Origin of the sequence: Alkalitalea saponilacus (assembly GCF_900168165.1) — a bacterium.
GTDB lineage: Bacteria > Bacteroidota > Bacteroidia > Bacteroidales > Marinilabiliaceae > Natronoflexus > Natronoflexus saponilacus.
The window spans coordinates 348,413-367,627 of the sequence record NZ_FUYV01000002.1 but is presented as its reverse complement, the minus strand read 5'-3'; the positions used below and the strand labels follow the sequence as shown (position 1 = coordinate 367,627).

At 40.5% G+C, this 19,215-nt stretch carries 8 protein-coding genes and 1 pseudogene; 6 read left to right on the top strand and 3 right to left on the bottom strand.

Going from position 1 to position 19,215, the window contains the following annotated elements; all coding sequences use genetic code 11:
- Window positions 1-307 (top strand): annotated as a pseudogene (locus tag B5X70_RS18265) (IS1634 family transposase); the annotation flags it as partial.
- A gap of 166 nt (window positions 308-473) precedes the next feature.
- Here the strand turns inward: B5X70_RS18265 and infB are convergent.
- The 3 genes from infB to rimP form a co-directional block, all read right to left on the bottom strand.
- Complete coding sequence (infB, locus tag B5X70_RS03500; RefSeq protein ID WP_079556487.1) at window positions 474-3,443, bottom strand: translation initiation factor IF-2; 2,970 nt, start codon at window positions 3,441-3,443, stop codon at window positions 474-476.
- A 76-nt stretch (window positions 3,444-3,519) separates the two neighbouring features.
- Window positions 3,520-4,761 (bottom strand): transcription termination factor NusA, encoded by a 1,242-nt coding sequence (gene nusA, locus B5X70_RS03495; protein WP_079556486.1) that lies wholly within the window; start codon window positions 4,759-4,761, stop codon window positions 3,520-3,522.
- An 18-nt stretch (window positions 4,762-4,779) separates the two neighbouring features.
- A complete protein-coding gene (rimP, locus tag B5X70_RS03490; RefSeq protein ID WP_079556485.1) occupies window positions 4,780-5,247 on the bottom strand; it encodes a ribosome assembly cofactor RimP in 468 nt (155 codons plus the stop codon).
- 616 nt (window positions 5,248-5,863) lie between these two features.
- On the opposite strand from rimP, the gene B5X70_RS03485 reads away from it, so the two are divergent.
- The 5 genes from B5X70_RS03485 (at window position 5,864) to sov (ending at window position 19,192) form a co-directional block, all read left to right on the top strand.
- Window positions 5,864-7,726 (top strand): DUF3857 domain-containing protein, encoded by a 1,863-nt coding sequence (locus B5X70_RS03485; RefSeq protein ID WP_079556484.1) that lies wholly within the window; start codon window positions 5,864-5,866, stop codon window positions 7,724-7,726.
- A 169-nt stretch (window positions 7,727-7,895) separates the two neighbouring features.
- Entirely contained in the window at window positions 7,896-9,845 is a 1,950-nt protein-coding gene (locus B5X70_RS03480) for a DUF3857 domain-containing protein (protein WP_079556483.1), read from the top strand.
- Between the two features lie 104 nt (window positions 9,846-9,949).
- Window positions 9,950-10,993 carry a thiamine-phosphate kinase gene (thiL, locus tag B5X70_RS03475; protein ID WP_079556482.1) on the top strand — a complete coding sequence of 348 codons (1,044 nt, stop codon included), beginning with the start codon at window positions 9,950-9,952 and terminating at the stop codon, window positions 10,991-10,993.
- Window positions 10,994-11,061: 68 nt separating this feature from the next.
- On the top strand, window positions 11,062-11,643 hold the full coding sequence (gene ruvA / locus B5X70_RS03470) for a Holliday junction branch migration protein RuvA (RefSeq protein ID WP_079556481.1): 582 nt from the start codon (window positions 11,062-11,064) through the stop codon (window positions 11,641-11,643).
- A gap of 43 nt (window positions 11,644-11,686) precedes the next feature.
- Window positions 11,687-19,192, top strand: a complete 7,506-nt coding sequence (gene sov, locus B5X70_RS03465; RefSeq protein ID WP_232468284.1) for a T9SS outer membrane translocon Sov/SprA — start codon at window positions 11,687-11,689, stop codon at window positions 19,190-19,192.
- Window positions 19,193-19,215: the final 23 nt, after the last annotated feature.

Genomic DNA, 19,215 nt, shown 5'->3' with positions numbered 1-19,215 from the left:
ATGGATGATTGAAAAAGCTTTTAGAATTTCCAAAACGGATCTAAAAATCAGACCAATATACCACAGATTAAGAGAGAGAATTGAAGCTCACATTTGTATCTCCTTTGTTTCGTACTTAATATTTAAAGAATTCGAACGAGCTCTAAAAGACAGCAATACCAATATTTCCGTTAACCAGGCAGTAAAACAAATTAATAAAATGCACGAGGTGTATTTTCAGTATTCAAACGGCAATAATCAGAGGATCCTTTTGAAAAATAACTCGACTCAAGAACTAATAATGGAAGTGGTAAATAATAGTTTTTGAAAATGGGTGTCCTATCCGGAAAACAGGAAAGTTCAAATTAAAATGACAGTTTACGTAAATAGTGGGTTTTTTGGCGTTGATATTTTTTGGACTAAAGACATAAAAAACACCAAAGGCTGTTCGTACGAACAGCCTTTGGTGTTTTTGTCCTGAAATGGTATGTGGCTTACAGTTTTCTTGAAACCTCCACCTCTTCGTAAGATTCAATCAAGTCTCCAACTTTTATGTCATTGTAGTTATGAACATTTAATCCGCACTCAAATCCTGAAGCCACCTCTTTGGCATCTTCCTTAAAGCGTTTGAGAGATCCCAGTTCGCCGGTGTATATTACAATACCGTCGCGAATAATCCGGATTTTTGAGTTTCGTCTTATTTTGCCCTCTTTCACCATGCAACCGGCAACGGTTCCCACTTTTGTGATTTTGAAAGTTTCACGTACTTCCACGGTGGAGGTAATCTGCTCCTTAATTTCGGGTGAAAGCATTCCTTCCATGGCCGATTTAATCTCTTCAATGGCATCGTATATGATGGAGTAGAGACGTATGTCGATTTGCTCCTTTTCGGCAACTTTTCTGGCTGCAAGTGATGGGCGTACCTGGAAGCCGATGACAATGGCATTGGATGCTGCGGCAAGCATGATGTCTGATTCCGCAATTCCTCCCACAGCCTTGTGAATCACATTCACCTGAATCTCTTCGGTTGAGAGTTTGATAAGCGAATCAGATAAAGCCTCAATGGATCCATCCACGTCACCTTTCACAATCAGATTAAGTTCCTGGAAGTTACCAATGGCAATGCGTCGTCCAATTTCGTCGAGTGTGATGTGCTTTTGAGCCCTCATTCCCTGCTCGCGTTGCAGTTGCAAACGTTTAGTGGCAATGTCTTTGGTCTCTTTTTCGCTCTCCATTACGTTGAATTTCTCACCTGCCTGTGGTGCTCCGTTCAAACCGAGTATCAGTACCGGATCTGATGGACCGGCCTCTTCAATTTTTTGATTTCGCTCGTTGAACATTGCTTTAACGTGACCGTAATAGCTTCCTGCAAGAATGAGGTCTCCAACTTTTAATGTACCTGCCTGAACCAGAAGTGTTGCAACAAACCCACGTCCTTTATCTAGTGTTGATTCAATTACCGATCCAACGGCCGGTTTAACCGGATTGGCTTTAAGTTCCAGCATCTCAGCTTCTAAAAGAACTTTCTCCAATAACTGTTTTACGTTGGTTCCGTGTTTGGCTGAAACCTCCTGACACTGATATTTTCCACCCCAGTCCTCAACCAGGTAGTTCATATTGGCGAGTGATTCCCTCACTTTGTCGGGGTTTGCACCTGGAACATCGATTTTACTGATGGCAAAAACGATGGGTACGCCTGCCGCTGAGGCGTGGTTGATGGCCTCAATGGTTTGAGGCATCACGTTATCGTTAGCGGCAATGATGATGATGGCGATATCTGTAACCTGTGCTCCACGTGCACGCATGGCGGTAAAAGCCTCGTGACCCGGTGTATCCAGAAATGTGATTTTTTTGCCACTATCCAGCTTTACACCGTATGCTCCAATGTGCTGAGTAATACCTCCGGCTTCACCTGCTGTGACATCCGATTTGCGGATGTAGTCCAGAAGCGATGTTTTACCGTGGTCAACGTGTCCCATTACGGTGACAATAGCGGGCCTGTCCTGCAGATCTTCCGGAGTATCCTCATATTCTGAGATGCTTTCTGCCAAATCTACGCTGACAAACTCAACTTTATAGCCAAACTCTTCGGCCACCAGTGCAATGGTTTCTGCATCCAATCTCTGGTTGATGGATACAAACAACCCAAGACTCATACATGATGCAATGATTTGGTTAACCTGCACATCCATCATGTTGGCCAGTTCGTTGGCAGTTACAAATTCTGTTACTTTCAGAATTTTCTTTTCCTCGTCCATTCGCTCCTGTTCGGCCATATGACGTTGAGATGCCATGTCTCTTTTATCACGTCTGTGTCTTGAAGCTTTAGATTTTCCTTTGGAGGTTAACCTCGCAAGGGTATCTTTAATCTGTTTTGCAACATCCTCTTCACTCACTTCAGGACGAGCAGGGCGTTTTTTAACTTTTGGTGCCTTTTTGCGGGCTGCCGCTTTTCGTTCGGCTGATTTATCCCCCTGTTGTTGTGGGGTGCCTGTTTTTGGACCTTGTCCCCCTGTCGTTTTTTCGCCGGCTGCGTTGATGTTTACGCGTTCTTTCTCCTTCTTAATTCGCTTCCTTTTCTTTTTGCGGCCTTTCTTATCGTCACGATTATCTCCGTTACGAGTGTCTTTAGGAAGTTCAATTTTTCCAACAACGGTAGGCCCTGTCAGCTTTTTTATTTTGGTTGGAACAAAGTCTGAATCTTTGCTCTCTTGTGATGTAGCTTTTGCTTTTGGTTCTTCTTGTTTCGGTGCAGGAGTTTCCACTTTGATTTCTTTTGCCGGTTGTTCGGCTTTTACAGGAACCTCTTTTTTAATATCTGTGGCCGGTCTCTCTTCTTTTACCGGTTGTGCCTGCTCTTTTGGCTTCTCCTCTTTTTTACGCTCAGCTTCTTTGGCTTTAGGTTTTTTATCAAGATCGATTTTTCCAACAACCCGGGGTTCTTCAACTGGTTTTTTAACTGAAACAGGTATGTGTTCAGGTTCCGGTTTTGAAGTTTCTTTTGGCTTCGGAGCCTCTTCTTTCTTTGGAGTTGGCTTTTCTGCAACAGGTTTGGGCTCTTCTTTTGGCGGAACTGGTTTTTCCTGTGGTTTCGGTGCGGGTTTCTTTTCAAGATCTATCTTCCCGACAACCTTCACATCCACATTTTTTCTCACCTGTGGCTTAAGCACTTCTTCTATATCGTCATCCTCCTCATCAGAAATCTCTTCGTCTTTCTTTACCTTATCAATAGAGATGGTCTCTTTTTTCTCTTTCAGTTTGCGTTCGATTAACTCTTCTGAAGCTTTTTTTACGCTCAAATCCTGCTTGAACTCGTTTTTAAGAAGTTCAAATATTTCTGGTGAAACTTTGGTGTTTGGATTCACATCAATTTCAACCCCCTTCTTTTGAAGGAAGTCAACGATGGTACTTGTACCAACGTTCAATTCTTTTGCTACTTTGCTGAGTCTTTGTCCAACTGCCATAAAAGGAACTTTCAGTTAAATTTCTGGTGATAAAAGGATTTTGGTTAATCTGTTATTTTTGACAAAGATAAGTGAATTATTCAAATTCAGATTTTAATATGCTTACAACATCCCTGATGGTTTCTTCCTCCAGGTCGGTTCGTTTAGCTAAATCTTCAACTGTCAAATCAAGAACAGATTTTGCTGTGTCGCACCCAATGGATTTGAGTGCTTCCAGAATCCAGTCTTCAATTTCATCGGCGAATTCATCCAATGATACATCTTCCTCTTCTTCTTCGCCTTCTGTTTCACGATACACATCCAGTTCGTAGCCGCATAACTGGCTGGCCAGACGGATGTTGAGGCCACCTTTTCCAATGGCCAGAGAAACTTCTTCAGGCTTAAGATAAACCTGTGCTCGTTTGGTGTCTTCAAATAATTTGATGCTCGAAATCTTTGCGGGATTCAGAGCACGCTGTATAAACAGCTGTGTATTGGTTGTATAATTTATTACGTCAATGTTCTCGTTTCGCAACTCACGAACGATTCCATGAATTCTTGAACCTTTCATTCCCACACATGCTCCAACAGGGTCGATGCGATCATCGTAGGATTCAACGGCCACTTTTGCTCTTTCTCCCGGCTGACGCACAATTTTCTTGATGGTTATTAGTCCGTCGTGTATTTCGGGTACTTCAAGTTCAAACAATCTTTCAAGGAATGCTTCTGCCGTTCGGGATATGATGATGAGCGGATTGTTGTTGCGTATTTCAACTCTCACAACTACAGCTCTGATGGAATCTCCCTTACGGTAGAAGTCTGATGGGATCTGTTCTAATTTAGGTAAAATGAGTTCATTTCCTTCGTCGTCCAGAACCAGAATTTCACGTTTCCAAATTTGGTAAACTTCCCCTGTTATGATTTCCCCGATCTTTTCCTTGTATTTATTATAGATGGCATCTTTCTGCAGCTCCATGATTCTGGTGGAGAGGTTTTGTCTGAGCGTTAAGATGGCTCTGCGACCAAAATCAATGAACTTAACTTCATCGGTAACTTCTTCACCTACTTCATAGTCTTCATCAATCTTTTTTGCCTCTGTCAGAGAGATCTGGAGATTGCTGTCAGTCAGTTCATCATCAGCAACAACCTCACGATTCCGCCATATTTCGAAATCTCCCTTGTCGGTATTGATAATTACGTCAAAGTTTTCGTCGGTTCCAAACAGTTTTATTAAAACACTGCGGAAGGAATCTTCCAGAACACGGATCAGTGTAACACGGTCTATGCTCTTAAGTTCCTTAAATTCCGAAAAAGTATCGATGAGATTGATATTTTCCATTGCCAGCTATCTATATTCTTATTTAAACTTTATTACCTCTTTCACTGATTTAACGTCTTCAAAATTAAAAGCATGATCTATAACCTGCAACTCTTTACGCTTTTTTCCTTCAGGTTTAACCATTTTTTCTTCTTTTAATTGAAAACCGTTTTCGTCTGCCTGACTCAAAACTCCTGCGATCTTAAGACCATCGGTGGTCAGCACTTCTATCTCCTTGCCAATAATTTTCAGGTACTGGCGAAGGATTTTCAATGGTTGTCCAATTCCGGGGGATGAAACCTCCAGTTCAAAATCTTCTGATTCCCGATCCAGAGATTGCTCAATCAAACGCGATAATGACACACAATATTCAATGGGCACTCCCTGTTCACTGTCGATTTCAATTTGAATCCGGTTCCCGGATTTAACAACAACATCCACGATGTAAAAGCCATCGGCTTCTACTTTTTCCCGGATTATTTCTGTTATTTTTTCGTTTGAAATCATAATTTATTATAGTAATAAAATAGGGGACGATAAGTCCCCTAGTTCCTTTCAGTCCTAAATTCGGCACAAATGTAATGATGAATAGTTAATTTTCCAAATATATTACTAATTGTCAGCAGCTCTGTATTGATTTTTATATCATTGTAGCTTATGGTTTAAATAGCTATGCTATTTATAATTGAAAGAATCTCCAATAAGCATGGTAGTTTGATAAATTAATTCAATCTCAGCTTTTTTGATAAACCAGATTATTGTTGTCCGGTATAATTTTCGAGATTTCTCCCTTTGGTCGAAATGACAAGGCTTTCGTGGTTTTTTGCTTTGAATGGGGGTCGCAACGGCTTTGTCGTTACTAACCCCATTCAATTAAAATTTAAGTATTTGATATTCCGAACGAAGAGAGGATTCTAAACTCAAGTTTTTTGATAATTCTTCTTTTTCGGACATCAGATGAATCTAAATATTTCGTTTGTTTGGATTAAATTCAATTATCGATTGGATATTAAACAAATATGTATTTGTTTAAAATATTTTATTTATAATTGTATAACCATTATAGACTCTCTTTTGTGTAATGAATATTTCCTTTTGATTAACACTGTTTTTGGTCATATTTATGAAAAATATACTAATTCTATCCTATCTTCTTTTTTTATTTCCAGCTATTTTAAAGGGGCAATCGCATGATGCAGAGTTGATGTCATTAAATACTTCAGTTTCGATTAACAGCGGGAGGTTATTTACGAAGAATCAGTTTGAGATTAAAATCAACAATAGAGGAGGAGAGAGGCATTCTGATGTGGTCATTCCTTTTTCGACTATGAACAGAGTCTCAAATATTGAGGCTTTTATTTTGGATGCCAACGGAAATAAGGTGAAAAAACTTAGCAGACGTGACATCAAAGAGAGAAGCACAATCTCTGGAATGTCATTTTATCGGGATCGTAAGGAAAAGTACTTCACCCTAAGTCATAATGAATATCCTTACACGTTAGTTTACAGCTTTCAAATGCGGCAGCGCGAGTTTGTATATTTAGCCAGTTGGACGCCAGTTTTAAATCTAGATGTACCTACCCGGCATGCAACTCTTGAAGTGGATATTCCCGCATCATTCGAAATAAATATTCATAAGCAATTTATTGATCAGTATTCTTTCGAAGAATCAGAGGCCAGGGTGTCCCATCGCTGGGAGACCTCTTATGACGATCTTATTGTTCCTGAAAATTTTTCTCCATCGCTTCATCAGTTTCTGCCTTCTGTGGATGTTGTTCCGTTGCACTTTAGATATGCTAAAAGCGGATCTCAAACAAGTTGGGTCGAATTTGGGAATTGGCAATACTCTCTATTAGAAGGTAAGTCAGATTTGCCTCTTGCAGAAAAGTTGAAAATTAATTCATTGGTTTCGGAAGTTATTTGCCAAAGGGAAAAAACTAAGATTCTATATCAGTATCTTCAAAACACTACGAGATATGTAAACGTTTCGATTGAAACTGGCGGGTTAAATCCTTACCCTGCATCTTATGTTGCGCGAAACAGATATGGTGATTGTAAAGCATTAACCAACTATTTTAAAGCAGTTTTGGAGCATGTTGGAGTTTCTTCTTATTACACTTTAATATGGGCAGGAGATAGGAGGGTACGACCTATAAACAAGGAGTTCCCGGCAACACAGTTTAATCATGCTATATTAGGTGTTTTTTTAGACGGTGATACCATATGGTTGGATTGTACAAGTAAAGGGCCGTTTAATTATCCCGGTACTTTTAACCAGAATAGAGAAGCTTTATTGATAGACAATAACAATAGCCGTTTTGTCGATGTTCCTGCATTTAAAAAAACTGATGTAAAAAGAGAGCGATTATTCAGTTTCTCTTCACCGTCCAATTCTAACTCAAGTGTTCGCATTACTACAGTATATAGAGGAGCTGAGTTTGAAACATTATACATGGTTGAAAGATTCATGCAGCGCAATACCAGAGATCAGTTTTTGCGGAATGAGTTTTTAATCAAGGGATTTGATGTTATTGGTTTTGAATTAAAAGAGCCAGACTTTTTTAATCACGAGGTTGCTTTTGAGCAGGTGGCTTCTTCGAGAAATACGTTTGTCAAAGTTGGTGAAGATAAAATGTTGATTAGAATATTACCTCTAAATATTCCTGCTTTTGTGAGTTCTGAAGAACGGAAATTGCCTGTTAAATTGGATATTCCCATATATTACTCAGATGTTCTTGAATACAACCTGCCTGAAGGTTACATTTTTATCGAAGAAGATACTGAGTATGTAATCAGGGATAAAGCTGGATTTTATAGAAGGGCTTCAAGCTATGATCAAGGTAAAATTACTGTAGAAAAAGAGTTTTTTCTTAATCAGGGTGAGTATACTTCCGAAGACTATATAGGTTTGTATGAATTCACACAGCAGGTGCGAAGCATGGAGTCTAATGGATCTATGATCATTCATCAATCAAAAGATATATAGATCTCAAACAGCTTTAAGTCATTGTCAGGCTATACTGATCAGGGGCTTTTAAATACTGGAGTCCCTTATATTTTAAACATCCATTTAAGGTATTGAAGTGAATTGTGTTTTGATCGTCAGATAGTTTTTAAAAAAATAAACCCTTAATAATCTCTAAACTAAATCTATTATGAAACTATTTCTTCTGGTTCTTTTCTTTTATTCATGTTTTGCATCTGATTTACTCTCAGTTGGATCACCAGGAACTTACGGATCAATTACCATTGCTGATTTTAACACTGTAAGTGAAGATGAAGATGCCGATGCAGTGGTGCTTTTCGATATTGGGAAATCAATTTTTGTACAGACTTCAACCGGTTTTGAAGTGGAATTTGAGCGTGTTACCCGTATTCAAATACTCTCAGAAGCTGGAGTTAAATGGGCAAATGTTCAAATCCCCTATTATCAGGGGGGCTCTGCAAATGAGAGGGTTTCTGAGATCTCTGGAAATACATACAATCTGACCAATAATCTAATAAATCGGTCTTCCATCGATGACTCCAATATTTTTGATGAAGAAATAAATGAATACTGGGGTCAGAGAAAATTTGCTTTGCAGGATGTTAGGGTGGGGTCAATAATTGAATACAAATATATTGTTCGGACTCCAAATGTATTCAGATTAAAGGATTGGGAATTTCAGTGGAGGATACCTGTCAGGTACAGCGAATATGAACTAAGAGCGGTTCCTTTTTATGAGTATCAGTACATTCTTCAGGGAGCCAGAAGCTTCCATAGCTCAAGATCAAGAGTCGACAGAAGATTCAAGAGAAAGTTATCCGGAATAGAGTACAATGACATGGTTCATAATTTTGTCATGAAAGATCTCCCTCCATTTAATGATGAAGAATTCATCTCGTCCATCAATGATTATATTATAAAAATTAATTTTCAGCTATCAAAAATCATTTATCCAACGGGTCGAATAGAACAGATAGTAACAACATGGCCAGATATGATTAGTGATTTGTCGAAACATCCTGATTTTGGTCGCTATGTAAATCGATCAAGGCGCGACGCTTCGCGCATTTTGGATGTAAAATCGGTTTCTGAAAAGCCAGAGAAGGATCGTTTTGAATATGTAATGAATCAGGTTAAACAGCATTTTAGGTGGAATAATTTTCATGGAAAGTTTGCAACAAAAACTCCCCGGAACTTAATTAGAGACGGACATGGATCCTGCGCAGATATTAATTTGTTTGCAGTCGGCGCTTTAAGAGCTGTTGGGATTGAGGCAGACCCTGTAATAATCAGCACACGGGATCATGGATTGGTCTATTATGATTATCCATTTAGTCATTTCTTTAATTATGTGATCATTTCTGCAAACGTTGATGGCGAAACAATTCTTTCTGATGCAACTTCCCGAATGGTTCCAAATAACCGCATCCCTTTAAAATGTATCAATTTTAAAGGGTTGAAAATAAATACCGACAAGGAAGAGTGGGTGGATCTGATATTTGAAAAGCCTTCGGAAAAAGCATTGGTCTTCAATATGTCTCTGAGTGAGTCTGGATTAAGCGTCGATGCATCTAAAACAGCGACGGAGTTTGACGCGGTTTATTACCGGGTTAATTATGGCGATGACAAGAACAACTTATTGAGCCAATTGAAAAATTCCCAATTTGAAATTGATGAATCGTCAATAGAAGTAGAAAATCAGTGGGCGATTGATCAGCCTTGGAAACTCAGGTTTTCATTTCTTGCTGTAACAGATGATTTACAGGACAGAGTTATGATTTCACCTTTTGTTGGCTATGTCATGAATGATAACCCTTTAAAACAGGATCAGAGGACGTATCCAATTGATATGGTATACACTGCTAAGCGCACTTTTAAGTCAACATTAAAGATTCCTGAAGGTTATGAGATAGAAGTATTGCCGGACAACTTGAATTTTAGCAATGATCTTTTTGAGATAAGCTATAATATAAATAAAAATGGTGATGACTTAGTTGTTTCTTTTTCATATTGGTTTAAACATGCCATTTATTCTGCGAGAGATTATGGAAGATTAAAAGCCTACTATTCTGAAATCGTAAAAAAAGGCAATGAGAATATAGTATTAAAAAGAATTTAATCGCAAATTGAATATTTACCTTGCAAAACATCAGTATATTTACAGCTCCATTCTGCTTAAAATGAGAATGGAGCTGTTGATTAATTAGATATTATTTTTTTAGGATGACCAAAAAAGAGCAATCTTTATCGGAGTTAGGTATTTATGGACTTGTGAATTATGTGAATGAGAAAGTCCGTCATATCAATGGTTCAACATTGCAGGGAATTGGAGATGATGCTTCTGTTTTGGATCTGCCGTCTCGGCAGATTATGACCAACACTTTATTATTAGAGGGAATTCATTTCGACCTGGTTTATCATCCACTTCAGCATTTGGGTTATAAATCGGTTGTGGCCTCCATTTTGGATATTTATGCAATGAATGGAAAACCTGAACAGGTTTATGTGAGTGTTGGCCTCAGTAATAAGATGGATTTTCAACGGGTCGATCAACTAATTGACGGAGTGTTATCGGCATGTCAGACTTATGGGATTGATTTGGCCGGATTCAGACCAACAGCATCGTTAACCGGATTGACCATTTCAGTGACCTCTTCGGGCACAGCTGAGCCATCAGACACCGTTTTGCGCAAAACAGCAAACCCAACCGACTTGATTTGTGTGTCAGGTGATTTAGGAGGAGCTCTGATGGGGCTGCATCTGCTCGAAAGAGAAAAACGGGTTCTAAAGGGGAAGGCGGAGACTGAGCCTGATTTTGGTAACAATGATTATGTATTGAAACGACAGTTGAAGCCTGAAGTTCCTCTCACGGTATTTGATTTTTTCAGAAAAAATCAAATATCACCCACCTCCATGGTGTCTGTAAAAGAGGGCTTGGCAACATCAGCTTTGCTGATGTGCGAGGCGGCAAAAGTGGGTTGCCATATTTATGAGAATAAGATTCCTTTAAATCAAAATACCTTAAAGGCTGCCAATGAGCTGAACTTTAATCCTCTGGTGGCCGCACTCAACGGAGGTGAAGATTATGAGCTGCTCTTTACCATCTCCTTTTCCGATTTTGAAAAAATCGGTAATCAATTCCCTGAGGGCATTACCGCAATTGGATATGTTGCAGATGCTGAAAAAGGGAGACGTCTGATTACTTCCTCTGATGAAGAGATTGATTTAACTGCTCAAGGGTGGGGGACAACCGGGAAGAAAAGTTAAAGGGGTGGTATGGTTTAGGGTAGGATGGTTATAGGATAAAAAACTGCAATTATAAAAAGTGAAACTCCATGTTTGAATTTATTTCAGGAAAAGTGGTGGAAAGTGGTCCTGCACACGTTGTTCTCGAGAACAACGGACTTGGATATTTTGTCAATATTTCCCTGACCACTTATACCTGCTTAAAGGAACTGAAAGAAACGTCTCTTTATATTCATGAGAATATTCGTGAGGACGCCTATACGCTATATGGTTTCCATTCAATTGATGAACGCGAACTTTTCCGACATCTTATTTCTGTCTCAGGAATTGGAGCCAACACAGCCCGAATGATGCTTTCATCGCTTCCTCCCGATGAACTAAAGGTCTCTATTTTATCAGGAAATGCCAACCAACTGAAAGGCATAAAGGGCATTGGGCTTAAAACCGCACAGCGAGTCATTGTTGATTTAAAAGATAAACTGGGTAAAGAGAGCATCGATGAAAAATTATTTACTGATTCGGACAATACGGTTCGTGAAGAAGCGTTATCTGCATTAGTAATGTTAGGGTTTGCAAAAGCTGCATCCCAAAAAGCGGTTGATAAAATTTTATCTTCGCAACCGGACTGCCGGGTGGAACAAATAATAAAGCAGGCATTGAAAATGTTGTAACTGTTTAAATTTCAGTAAAGACCTGTGAAAATCCTTAATTCATTTGAGAAAGAAGATTGCATATAGTTTGCTTGTGCCGTTTTTAACCTCTCTGTTTTTGCTCGCCGGAGCCAATGATTATCTGGTAGAAGCTTTAACAGACAGGGATTATTTTCAAGTACCCGAAACCGAAGAGCAACCTCCCGTTGATGAAGAGCCCGATGAGCCCATTTTAGAGGCTCCGCAAACCCCGGCTTCTTATGACGATGACCCTGTGGAACCGATCGGGATAACTCCTTTGCCTGTAAGACAGGATCACAGATCAGAAAGACAAAACAGAATCAGGTTGCAGGATCCGGACAACCTTGATTATACAGCCGAGTATGACCCCGCAACCGGCATGGTGACCATGTACCGGAAAATAGGAAATGTACCTGTGCGCCTGCCATACACCATGTCACTTGAAGATTATCAGAACCATCAGAAGCGTCGTTCCATGCAGGAGTATTGGGAGCGCAATAATATTGATCAGGATCGAGATGCCGACCGCGGATTTGGACACATCAGGGTCGGAGGGGAGGCTTTTGAAAGTATTTTCGGGAGCAATGTAATAAATATTCGGCCACAAGGAACTGCTGAACTTCAGTTGGGGGTTAACCGCACGAAAATTGATAACCCCACCCTTCAGGAAAGAATGAGACAAACCACCACCTTCGATTTCCAGCAAAAAATTCAGATGAACATCCGCGGGAACATCGGCGAAAGGCTCAGGCTGGGAATAAACTACAATACAGAAGCTACTTTTGACTTTGAAAACCAGATCAATCTTGAATACGAAGGTGGCGAAGATGACATCATAAAATCAATTGAAGCTGGTAATGTATCCATGCCTCTTCCCGGTACTCTGATAACAGGAAGTCAGAGTCTGTTTGGGGTAAAAACGGAGATGCAATTTGGAAAGTTGACCATTACGTCTGTTTTTTCACAGCAAAAAGGCGAAACTTCGGTAATGAATATCCAGGGGGGAGCACAGACTCAGGAGTTTGATATTGGCGCCGATGAGTACGATCGAAACAGACACTTCTTTCTTTCTCATTTTTTTAGAGATAATTATGACAGGGCTTTGCAAAATCTTCCGGTTGTAAACTCTCCGGTTAATATCACTAAAGTAGAGGTTTGGGTCACAAACAGAACCAGCAATTTTGAACAATCAAGAAATGTAGTAGCCTTTACCGATTTGGGAGAAAATGCGGCCAACATCTCGAATAGTAAGTGGCAGGGAAATGTTAACGTTCCGCCATCAAACAGAGCTAACAACCTCTATGAAGTAATGAGTACAGGAGCCGAAGGGGATATTCGCAACTTCAACAATGCCTCTACCACCTTATCCAATATTCAAGAGCTTCGCACTACACGGGATTTTGAGCGTATAGAAAACGCAAGGCTGTTGACAGAGGCAGAATATTCTCTTAACAGTCGTCTGGGATACATTTCACTCAATTCTGCGCTTAATGCAGATGAAATTCTGGCTGTTGCCTTTGAATATACTTACAATGGAGAAGTTTTCAGGGTAGGAGAATTCAGTAACTCCGGAGTAGAGGCTCCTAATTCTTTGATAGCAAAGCTGATTAAAGGAACCAACTTATCGCCCAGATTTAAATATTGGGATTTAATGATGAAAAACGTTTACTCCATTGGAGCTTTTCAGGTGAGTCCGGATGATTTCCGTCTGAATGTTGTTCATATGAATGACTCCATTGGGAGTTATCTGAACTATTTTCCTGAAGATCCACTAAATGGAAGGCTTTTTATCTCAATCATGGAGCTGGATAATTTGAACTCCCGTTTGGAACCTACTCCAGACGGAACATTTGACTTTGTTCCGGGTTATACGATCATTCCTGCGCAGGGGCGAGTTATATTTCCTGTGCTGGAACCATTTGGTTCACATATGGATGAAAAACTTGCCGGAGCACCTCAGGATGTTCGTAACCGATATGTTTTTCAGGAACTATATGATTCAACCCGAACAGTTGCCGCACAGATAGCAGAGAAAAATAAGTACAGAATCCGGGGATCTTTTAAATCATCAGCTGGAGCTGAGATATCGCTCAATGCTTTTAATATTCCACGCGGATCTGTAGTTGTAACTGCCGGAGGTCGCAGACTTACAGAGAATGTTGATTATTCTGTTGATTACACATCTGGGCGTATCCGGATTCTGAACCAGGGGTTAATGGAATCGGGAACCCCCATACAGGTTTCCCTGGAGAGTCAGTCACTATTTAATCTCCAGACTAAAACCTTGATCGGAACACATCTCGATTATCGGTTTACGGAAGACTTTAACGTGGGTGCTACCGTGATGCACTTGAGGGAGCGTCCTCTTACACAAAAAGTGGCTTATGGAAATGAACCCATAGCAAACACCATTTGGGGATTAAATACTTCATTCTATCGGGAGTCAAATCTGTTAACCTCATTGGTTAACAGATTACCCATGATTCAAACCACAGCACCATCATCTATCTCATTTGAGGCGGAATTTGCACACCTTATTCCCGGGCACCCAAATGTCATCGATCGTCAGGGCACATCCTATATTGACGATTTTGAGGGAACTAAGATACCCATTGACATGAAGCATTGGCACGCCTGGCGTCTGGCCAGTACTCCGCAGGGGCAAGATCTGTTTCCTGAGGCAGAGCGAATGAATGATTTGAGTTATGGCTATAATCGGGCCAGACTTGCCTGGTACGTAATCGACCCCCTCTTTTTGCGTAATAACAACCTGACGCCCTCTCATTTACGCCGTGATCCCGATTCGCAGTCGAACCATTACGTAAGAGAGGTGTTTGAAAGAGAGATTTTTCCCAACAGAAATACTGCCTATGGCGAGCCAACCAATATTTCAGTTCTAAATCTGGCATACTATCCAATGGAGCGAGGCCCTTATAATTTTGATACCAGAATTGACAGGGACGGATTTTTGAATGATCCGGCCAGCCGATGGGGTGGAATTATGCGCGCCATAAGTGGGAATACAGATTTTGAGGCCGCAAATATTGATCACATTGAGTTTTGGTTGATGGATCCTTTTATTTATGATGATGGAACCCACGAGGGAGGAGATTTTTATATCAACCTTGGAAATGTTTCGGAGGATATTCTGCGGGATGGACGGAAGTTTTTTGAGCAGGGGCTTCCTGGAAGAGACGAGCCTTTTGATGTAGATTCTACCGCCTGGGGGTATGTCCCACGGAGGCAGAGCATGGTCAATGCATTCAGCAACGATCCAGCTACCAGAATGATGCAGGATGTGGGTCTTAATGGGATGAGTTCAGAAAGAGAACGTCAGTTTTATCGCGGAGGAGGGAATGGCTTTTTGGATCAGATAGAGAATATGTACAATACCGGACAGTTGTCCGAAGAGGCATATAACCGAATCATGAACGACCCTGCTTCTGATGATTTCAGATATTTCAGGGGACGTGAGCATGATGAGAATGAAGCCGGTATTTTGGAAAGATATAAATACTACAATAACCCTGAAGGGAACAGCCGTCCAACAGAGTTTTCAGGGGAGTCGTTCAGTACAGCAGCTACGACCATTCCTGATTCGGAAGATATCAATGGTGATAATACATTGAGCGAATCTGAAGATTACTTTCAATACAGGATTAGTTTGCGTCCCGAAGACATGAATGTAGGAGAGAATTATATCACAGATGTGGTGGAATCAACTGTTACATTGCGCAATGGTAACACAGAAACAATAAAGTGGTACCAGTTTCGTGTACCTGTTAACTCTCCCGATGCCAGAATAGGTGAAATCGGAGATTTAAGGTCGGTTCGGTTTATGAGAATGTTTCTTCATGATTTCAGTGATACGGTTATTTTACGTTTTGCCACCTTGGATCTGGTTCGTGCGGAATGGCGCAGATATGACAGGGATCTTTTCGAAATTTCAGATAATGTCACTCCAAATCCCAGTACTCAATTTGAAGTGTCTGCGGTTAATATTGAGGAAAACGGAAACCGTGAGCCGGTTAATTATATATTGCCACCCGGAATCAGCCGGGTCATTGACCCGGCCAATCCCTCGGTGAGAGAGTTAAACGAGCAGTCTATCTCGCTGAGGGTTACAGATTTGGCTAGTGGAGATGCACGGGGTGTTTATAAAGCCATTAATATGGATATGCGGCAATACCGCAATCTGGTTATGGATATTCATGCCGAGGCGGTACAGGGATATCATTTGCAGGATAATGAAATGCGGGCTTTCATCCGCATTGGTTCCGATTATCAAAACAACTATTACGAATATGAAGTTCCGTTAAAACTTACTCCTCCCGGGTTTTACAGAAGCAGTTCCGAAGCACACCGCTACATTGTATGGCCTGAAGAGAACAGGATGAACATTCCTCTTGATCTATTTCAGCAGATAAAACTTCGGAGAAATGATGCGATGAGGATGGCAGGTTCGGAGGTGAGACTTACTGATATTTATGAATGGTTTGATCCTGAGAACCCTGACAGCAGGTTGAAAATAAAGGGAAATCCAAACCTTGGGAATGTGAGGACTGTGATGATTGGGGTTCGAAATGGAGCCCTGGAAGAGCGTACTGCTGAAGTCTGGATGAATGAGCTACGATTGACCGGATTTAATGATCGCGGAGGATGGGCTGCCAACAGCCGGATGAATGTTCGTCTGGCTGACCTGGGGAGTGTTCAGGTTGCCGGGGCCATGAGTACTGTTGGGTTTGGTAGTATTGATCAGGGAGTTACAGAGCGCAGTCAGGAAGATTTTTATCAATACGATATTGCAACATCTCTTGAGTTAGGTAAATTTCTTGGACCTGAAAGCCGAATGACCATACCTTTTTATATGGGCTACAGTGAGCAGGTGGCTACACCTGAGTATTATCCGCTTGATCCTGACATTCCGCTTGATGTTGCTTTGAATAATGCCGAAACGAGAGCTGAGAAAGACAGTATAAAGCAGGTCTCTCAGGATTATGTTCGCCGCAAAAGTTTTAACTTCACAAATGTAAGACTCCAGCCTAAAGATAGTGATGTGAGTTTTTATAGTCCATCCAATCTGAGTGCCACCTATTCGTTTAATGAAACCTACAGAAGAAATATTGATACGCAATATTTTTACGACAGAAATTACAGGGGTATTTTGGCTTATAACTTTGTCAACCGCCCATCAGCGATTGAACCTTTTTCAAGTGTTAGCGGAGATGCATTAGGTTTGATCAGGGATTTTAATTTTTATCTGGCTCCCACGCAGGTCAATTATCGTTGGGAACTTACCCGAGGTTACAGGGAAGAGCAGCTTAGGAGTATTTCTGATCCGAACTTTCATATTCCGGTTAGTGTGAATAAAGATTTTTATTTCAATCGGTATTTTGAACTGAGATATAATCTTACCAGGGCTTTGTCGGTCGATTTCAGAACAACTAATAATGCCATAATTGATGAGCCGGATGGGCCCGTAAATAAGGATCTGTATCGTGATGAATATGATCTGTGGAGAGATTCAGTGATGACAAATCTTCTTAGCATGGGTCGTACCACCAATTATCAACATAACATTAATGTTAGCTACACATTGCCCATCAATAAGCTACCATATATGAACTGGACTTCGGCGACACTAAATTACGGAGCCATGTATAATTGGCAGCAGGGTCCAATTCCCCGTGATGATTTTGAATGGGGGAATATTATCAGGAATTCAAATAATATCCAGGCAAATACTCAACTTAATTTTAATACACTTTATAATAGGTCTCCATATTTGCGGGAATTGAACCGACCGGCAGGGCGACAACAGCAACAGCAACAACAGCAACAAGGAGAAACTGTAAGGTATACGCAGCATAATTTGCAAATGACACAGGGAGAACCATTCTCAATTAATCATCAACTTGGGACTTCCAATGTTACCGTACGAGTTTTTAATGAAAATGGACACCCTGTAAGGGGAGAACAAAATGTGTTGGATGCTAATAACATGACTTTTACACCATCTCAGGATATTTCAAGCGCCAGAGTAATGGTTACCGGGCAAAAAGTTGATGAAAAAACATTTGGTGATCTACTTAAGGATTACTCTTTCAGATTATTGACGAGTCTGAGAAACATAACCATCACTTACACAGAGAACAATGGGACAATTTTGCCAGGATATATGCCTGAGTCACGATTTATGGGAACGCATAATTATTATGGTTCTACTGCACCAGGCATTCCTTTTATGATGGGATGGCAAGATCGTGATTTTGCATTGATGGCAGGAGAGAATGAATGGTTGACCACTGACTCAACTCTGAATTCTCCTTATACTATGAATAGTACCAACGATTTGACCATTAGAGCTATGTTGGAGCCCATCAGAGGTCTACGTATTGATTTGAACGCCAATCACAGGCAATCAAATAACATGTCGGAATATTATTTTCATAGAAACAATCAATTTAGTGCATTCAATACCAGGGAGACTGGTAACTTCTCTATGACATTTAATGTGTATCGAACATCATTTAAGAGTGTTGGCAAAAGAGGAGTTTATGAATCTGAGGTGTTCGAGCAGTTTTTATTGAATCGTCAGATTATTGCTGATCGCTTGGGTGAGAAGAGGGTTGGGATTGTTAATCCAGTCGATGGTCAAAACAATCCATGGGAAGGGCGCCCTTATAATCCATCGGGATATCCAGATGCCGACCATGAGGTTTCCACAGGTGCAGATGGTTATAGCCTGACCTCCCAACAAGTGATGATCCCGGCCTTTTTAGCTGCCTATTCAGGAAAAAGAGCCGGAGATATTTTCCTTGATCCGATGCCCTCCATTGCATTTATGAGGCCTAACTGGCGGGTTACGTATGACGGCTTGTCGCGCATACCATGGTTTCAAAAGTATATTCGGTCATTTGATGTTAGTCATGCTTATCGTTCAACATATACTGTTGGTAACTTCATGACAAACATGGACTATGATGGCATTGAGGCATTAAGAGAAGGGTTTAGCTTTATTCGTAATGAGTCCGGAAATTTTATTCCCAAATATGAGATCAGTGGAGTGTCAATCTCTGAGCAATTCACCCCTCTTATTCAGTTTAATATTACATGGCTCAATAACATGTCCACACGTGCTGAAATTAAAAATGGAAGGATTCTGAACCTAAGCTTAAATAACAATCAGCTCATCGAAAATTATTCGAAAGAGTATGTCATTGGTTTGGGGTATCGTTTTGATAAAATGGATATCATTCTAGGTTCAAGAGAAGGACAACGTCAGATGTCATCTGATTTAAATCTGCGTGCGGATATTTCAATTCGTGATAATTTCTCAATTATACGCCGAATAGAAGAAGGCGTAAACCAGATGACAGCAGGAAGTCGTATCACAACCTTGAAGTTTACAGCTGATTATGTGTTAAGTGATCGGTTTAACATGCAGTTATTTTACGACCGTCAACTCTCTTCGCCATATATTTCTACCAGTTATCCTATAACAACCAGTAGTTTTGGGGTGAATTTCAGGTTCTCTCTGGCACAATAATGCAATAAAAAACTTCGGGAATT

Bases quoted from the DNA above. Each gene is read 5' to 3' on its own strand.
- B5X70_RS03485 (WP_079556484.1), top strand. From the start codon at position 5,864: ATGAAAAATATACTAATTCTATCCTATCTTCTTTTTTTATTTCCAGCT.
- B5X70_RS03480 (WP_079556483.1), top strand. From the start codon at position 7,896: ATGAAACTATTTCTTCTGGTTCTTTTCTTTTATTCATGTTTTGCATCT.
- ruvA (WP_079556481.1), top strand. From the start codon at position 11,062: ATGTTTGAATTTATTTCAGGAAAAGTGGTGGAAAGTGGTCCTGCACAC.
- rimP (WP_079556485.1), bottom strand. From the start codon at position 5,247: ATGATTTCAAACGAAAAAATAACAGAAATAATCCGGGAAAAAGTAGAA.
- infB (WP_079556487.1), bottom strand. From the start codon at position 3,443: ATGGCAGTTGGACAAAGACTCAGCAAAGTAGCAAAAGAATTGAACGTT.
- nusA (WP_079556486.1), bottom strand. From the start codon at position 4,761: ATGGAAAATATCAATCTCATCGATACTTTTTCGGAATTTAAGGAACTT.
- thiL (WP_079556482.1), top strand. From the start codon at position 9,950: ATGACCAAAAAAGAGCAATCTTTATCGGAGTTAGGTATTTATGGACTT.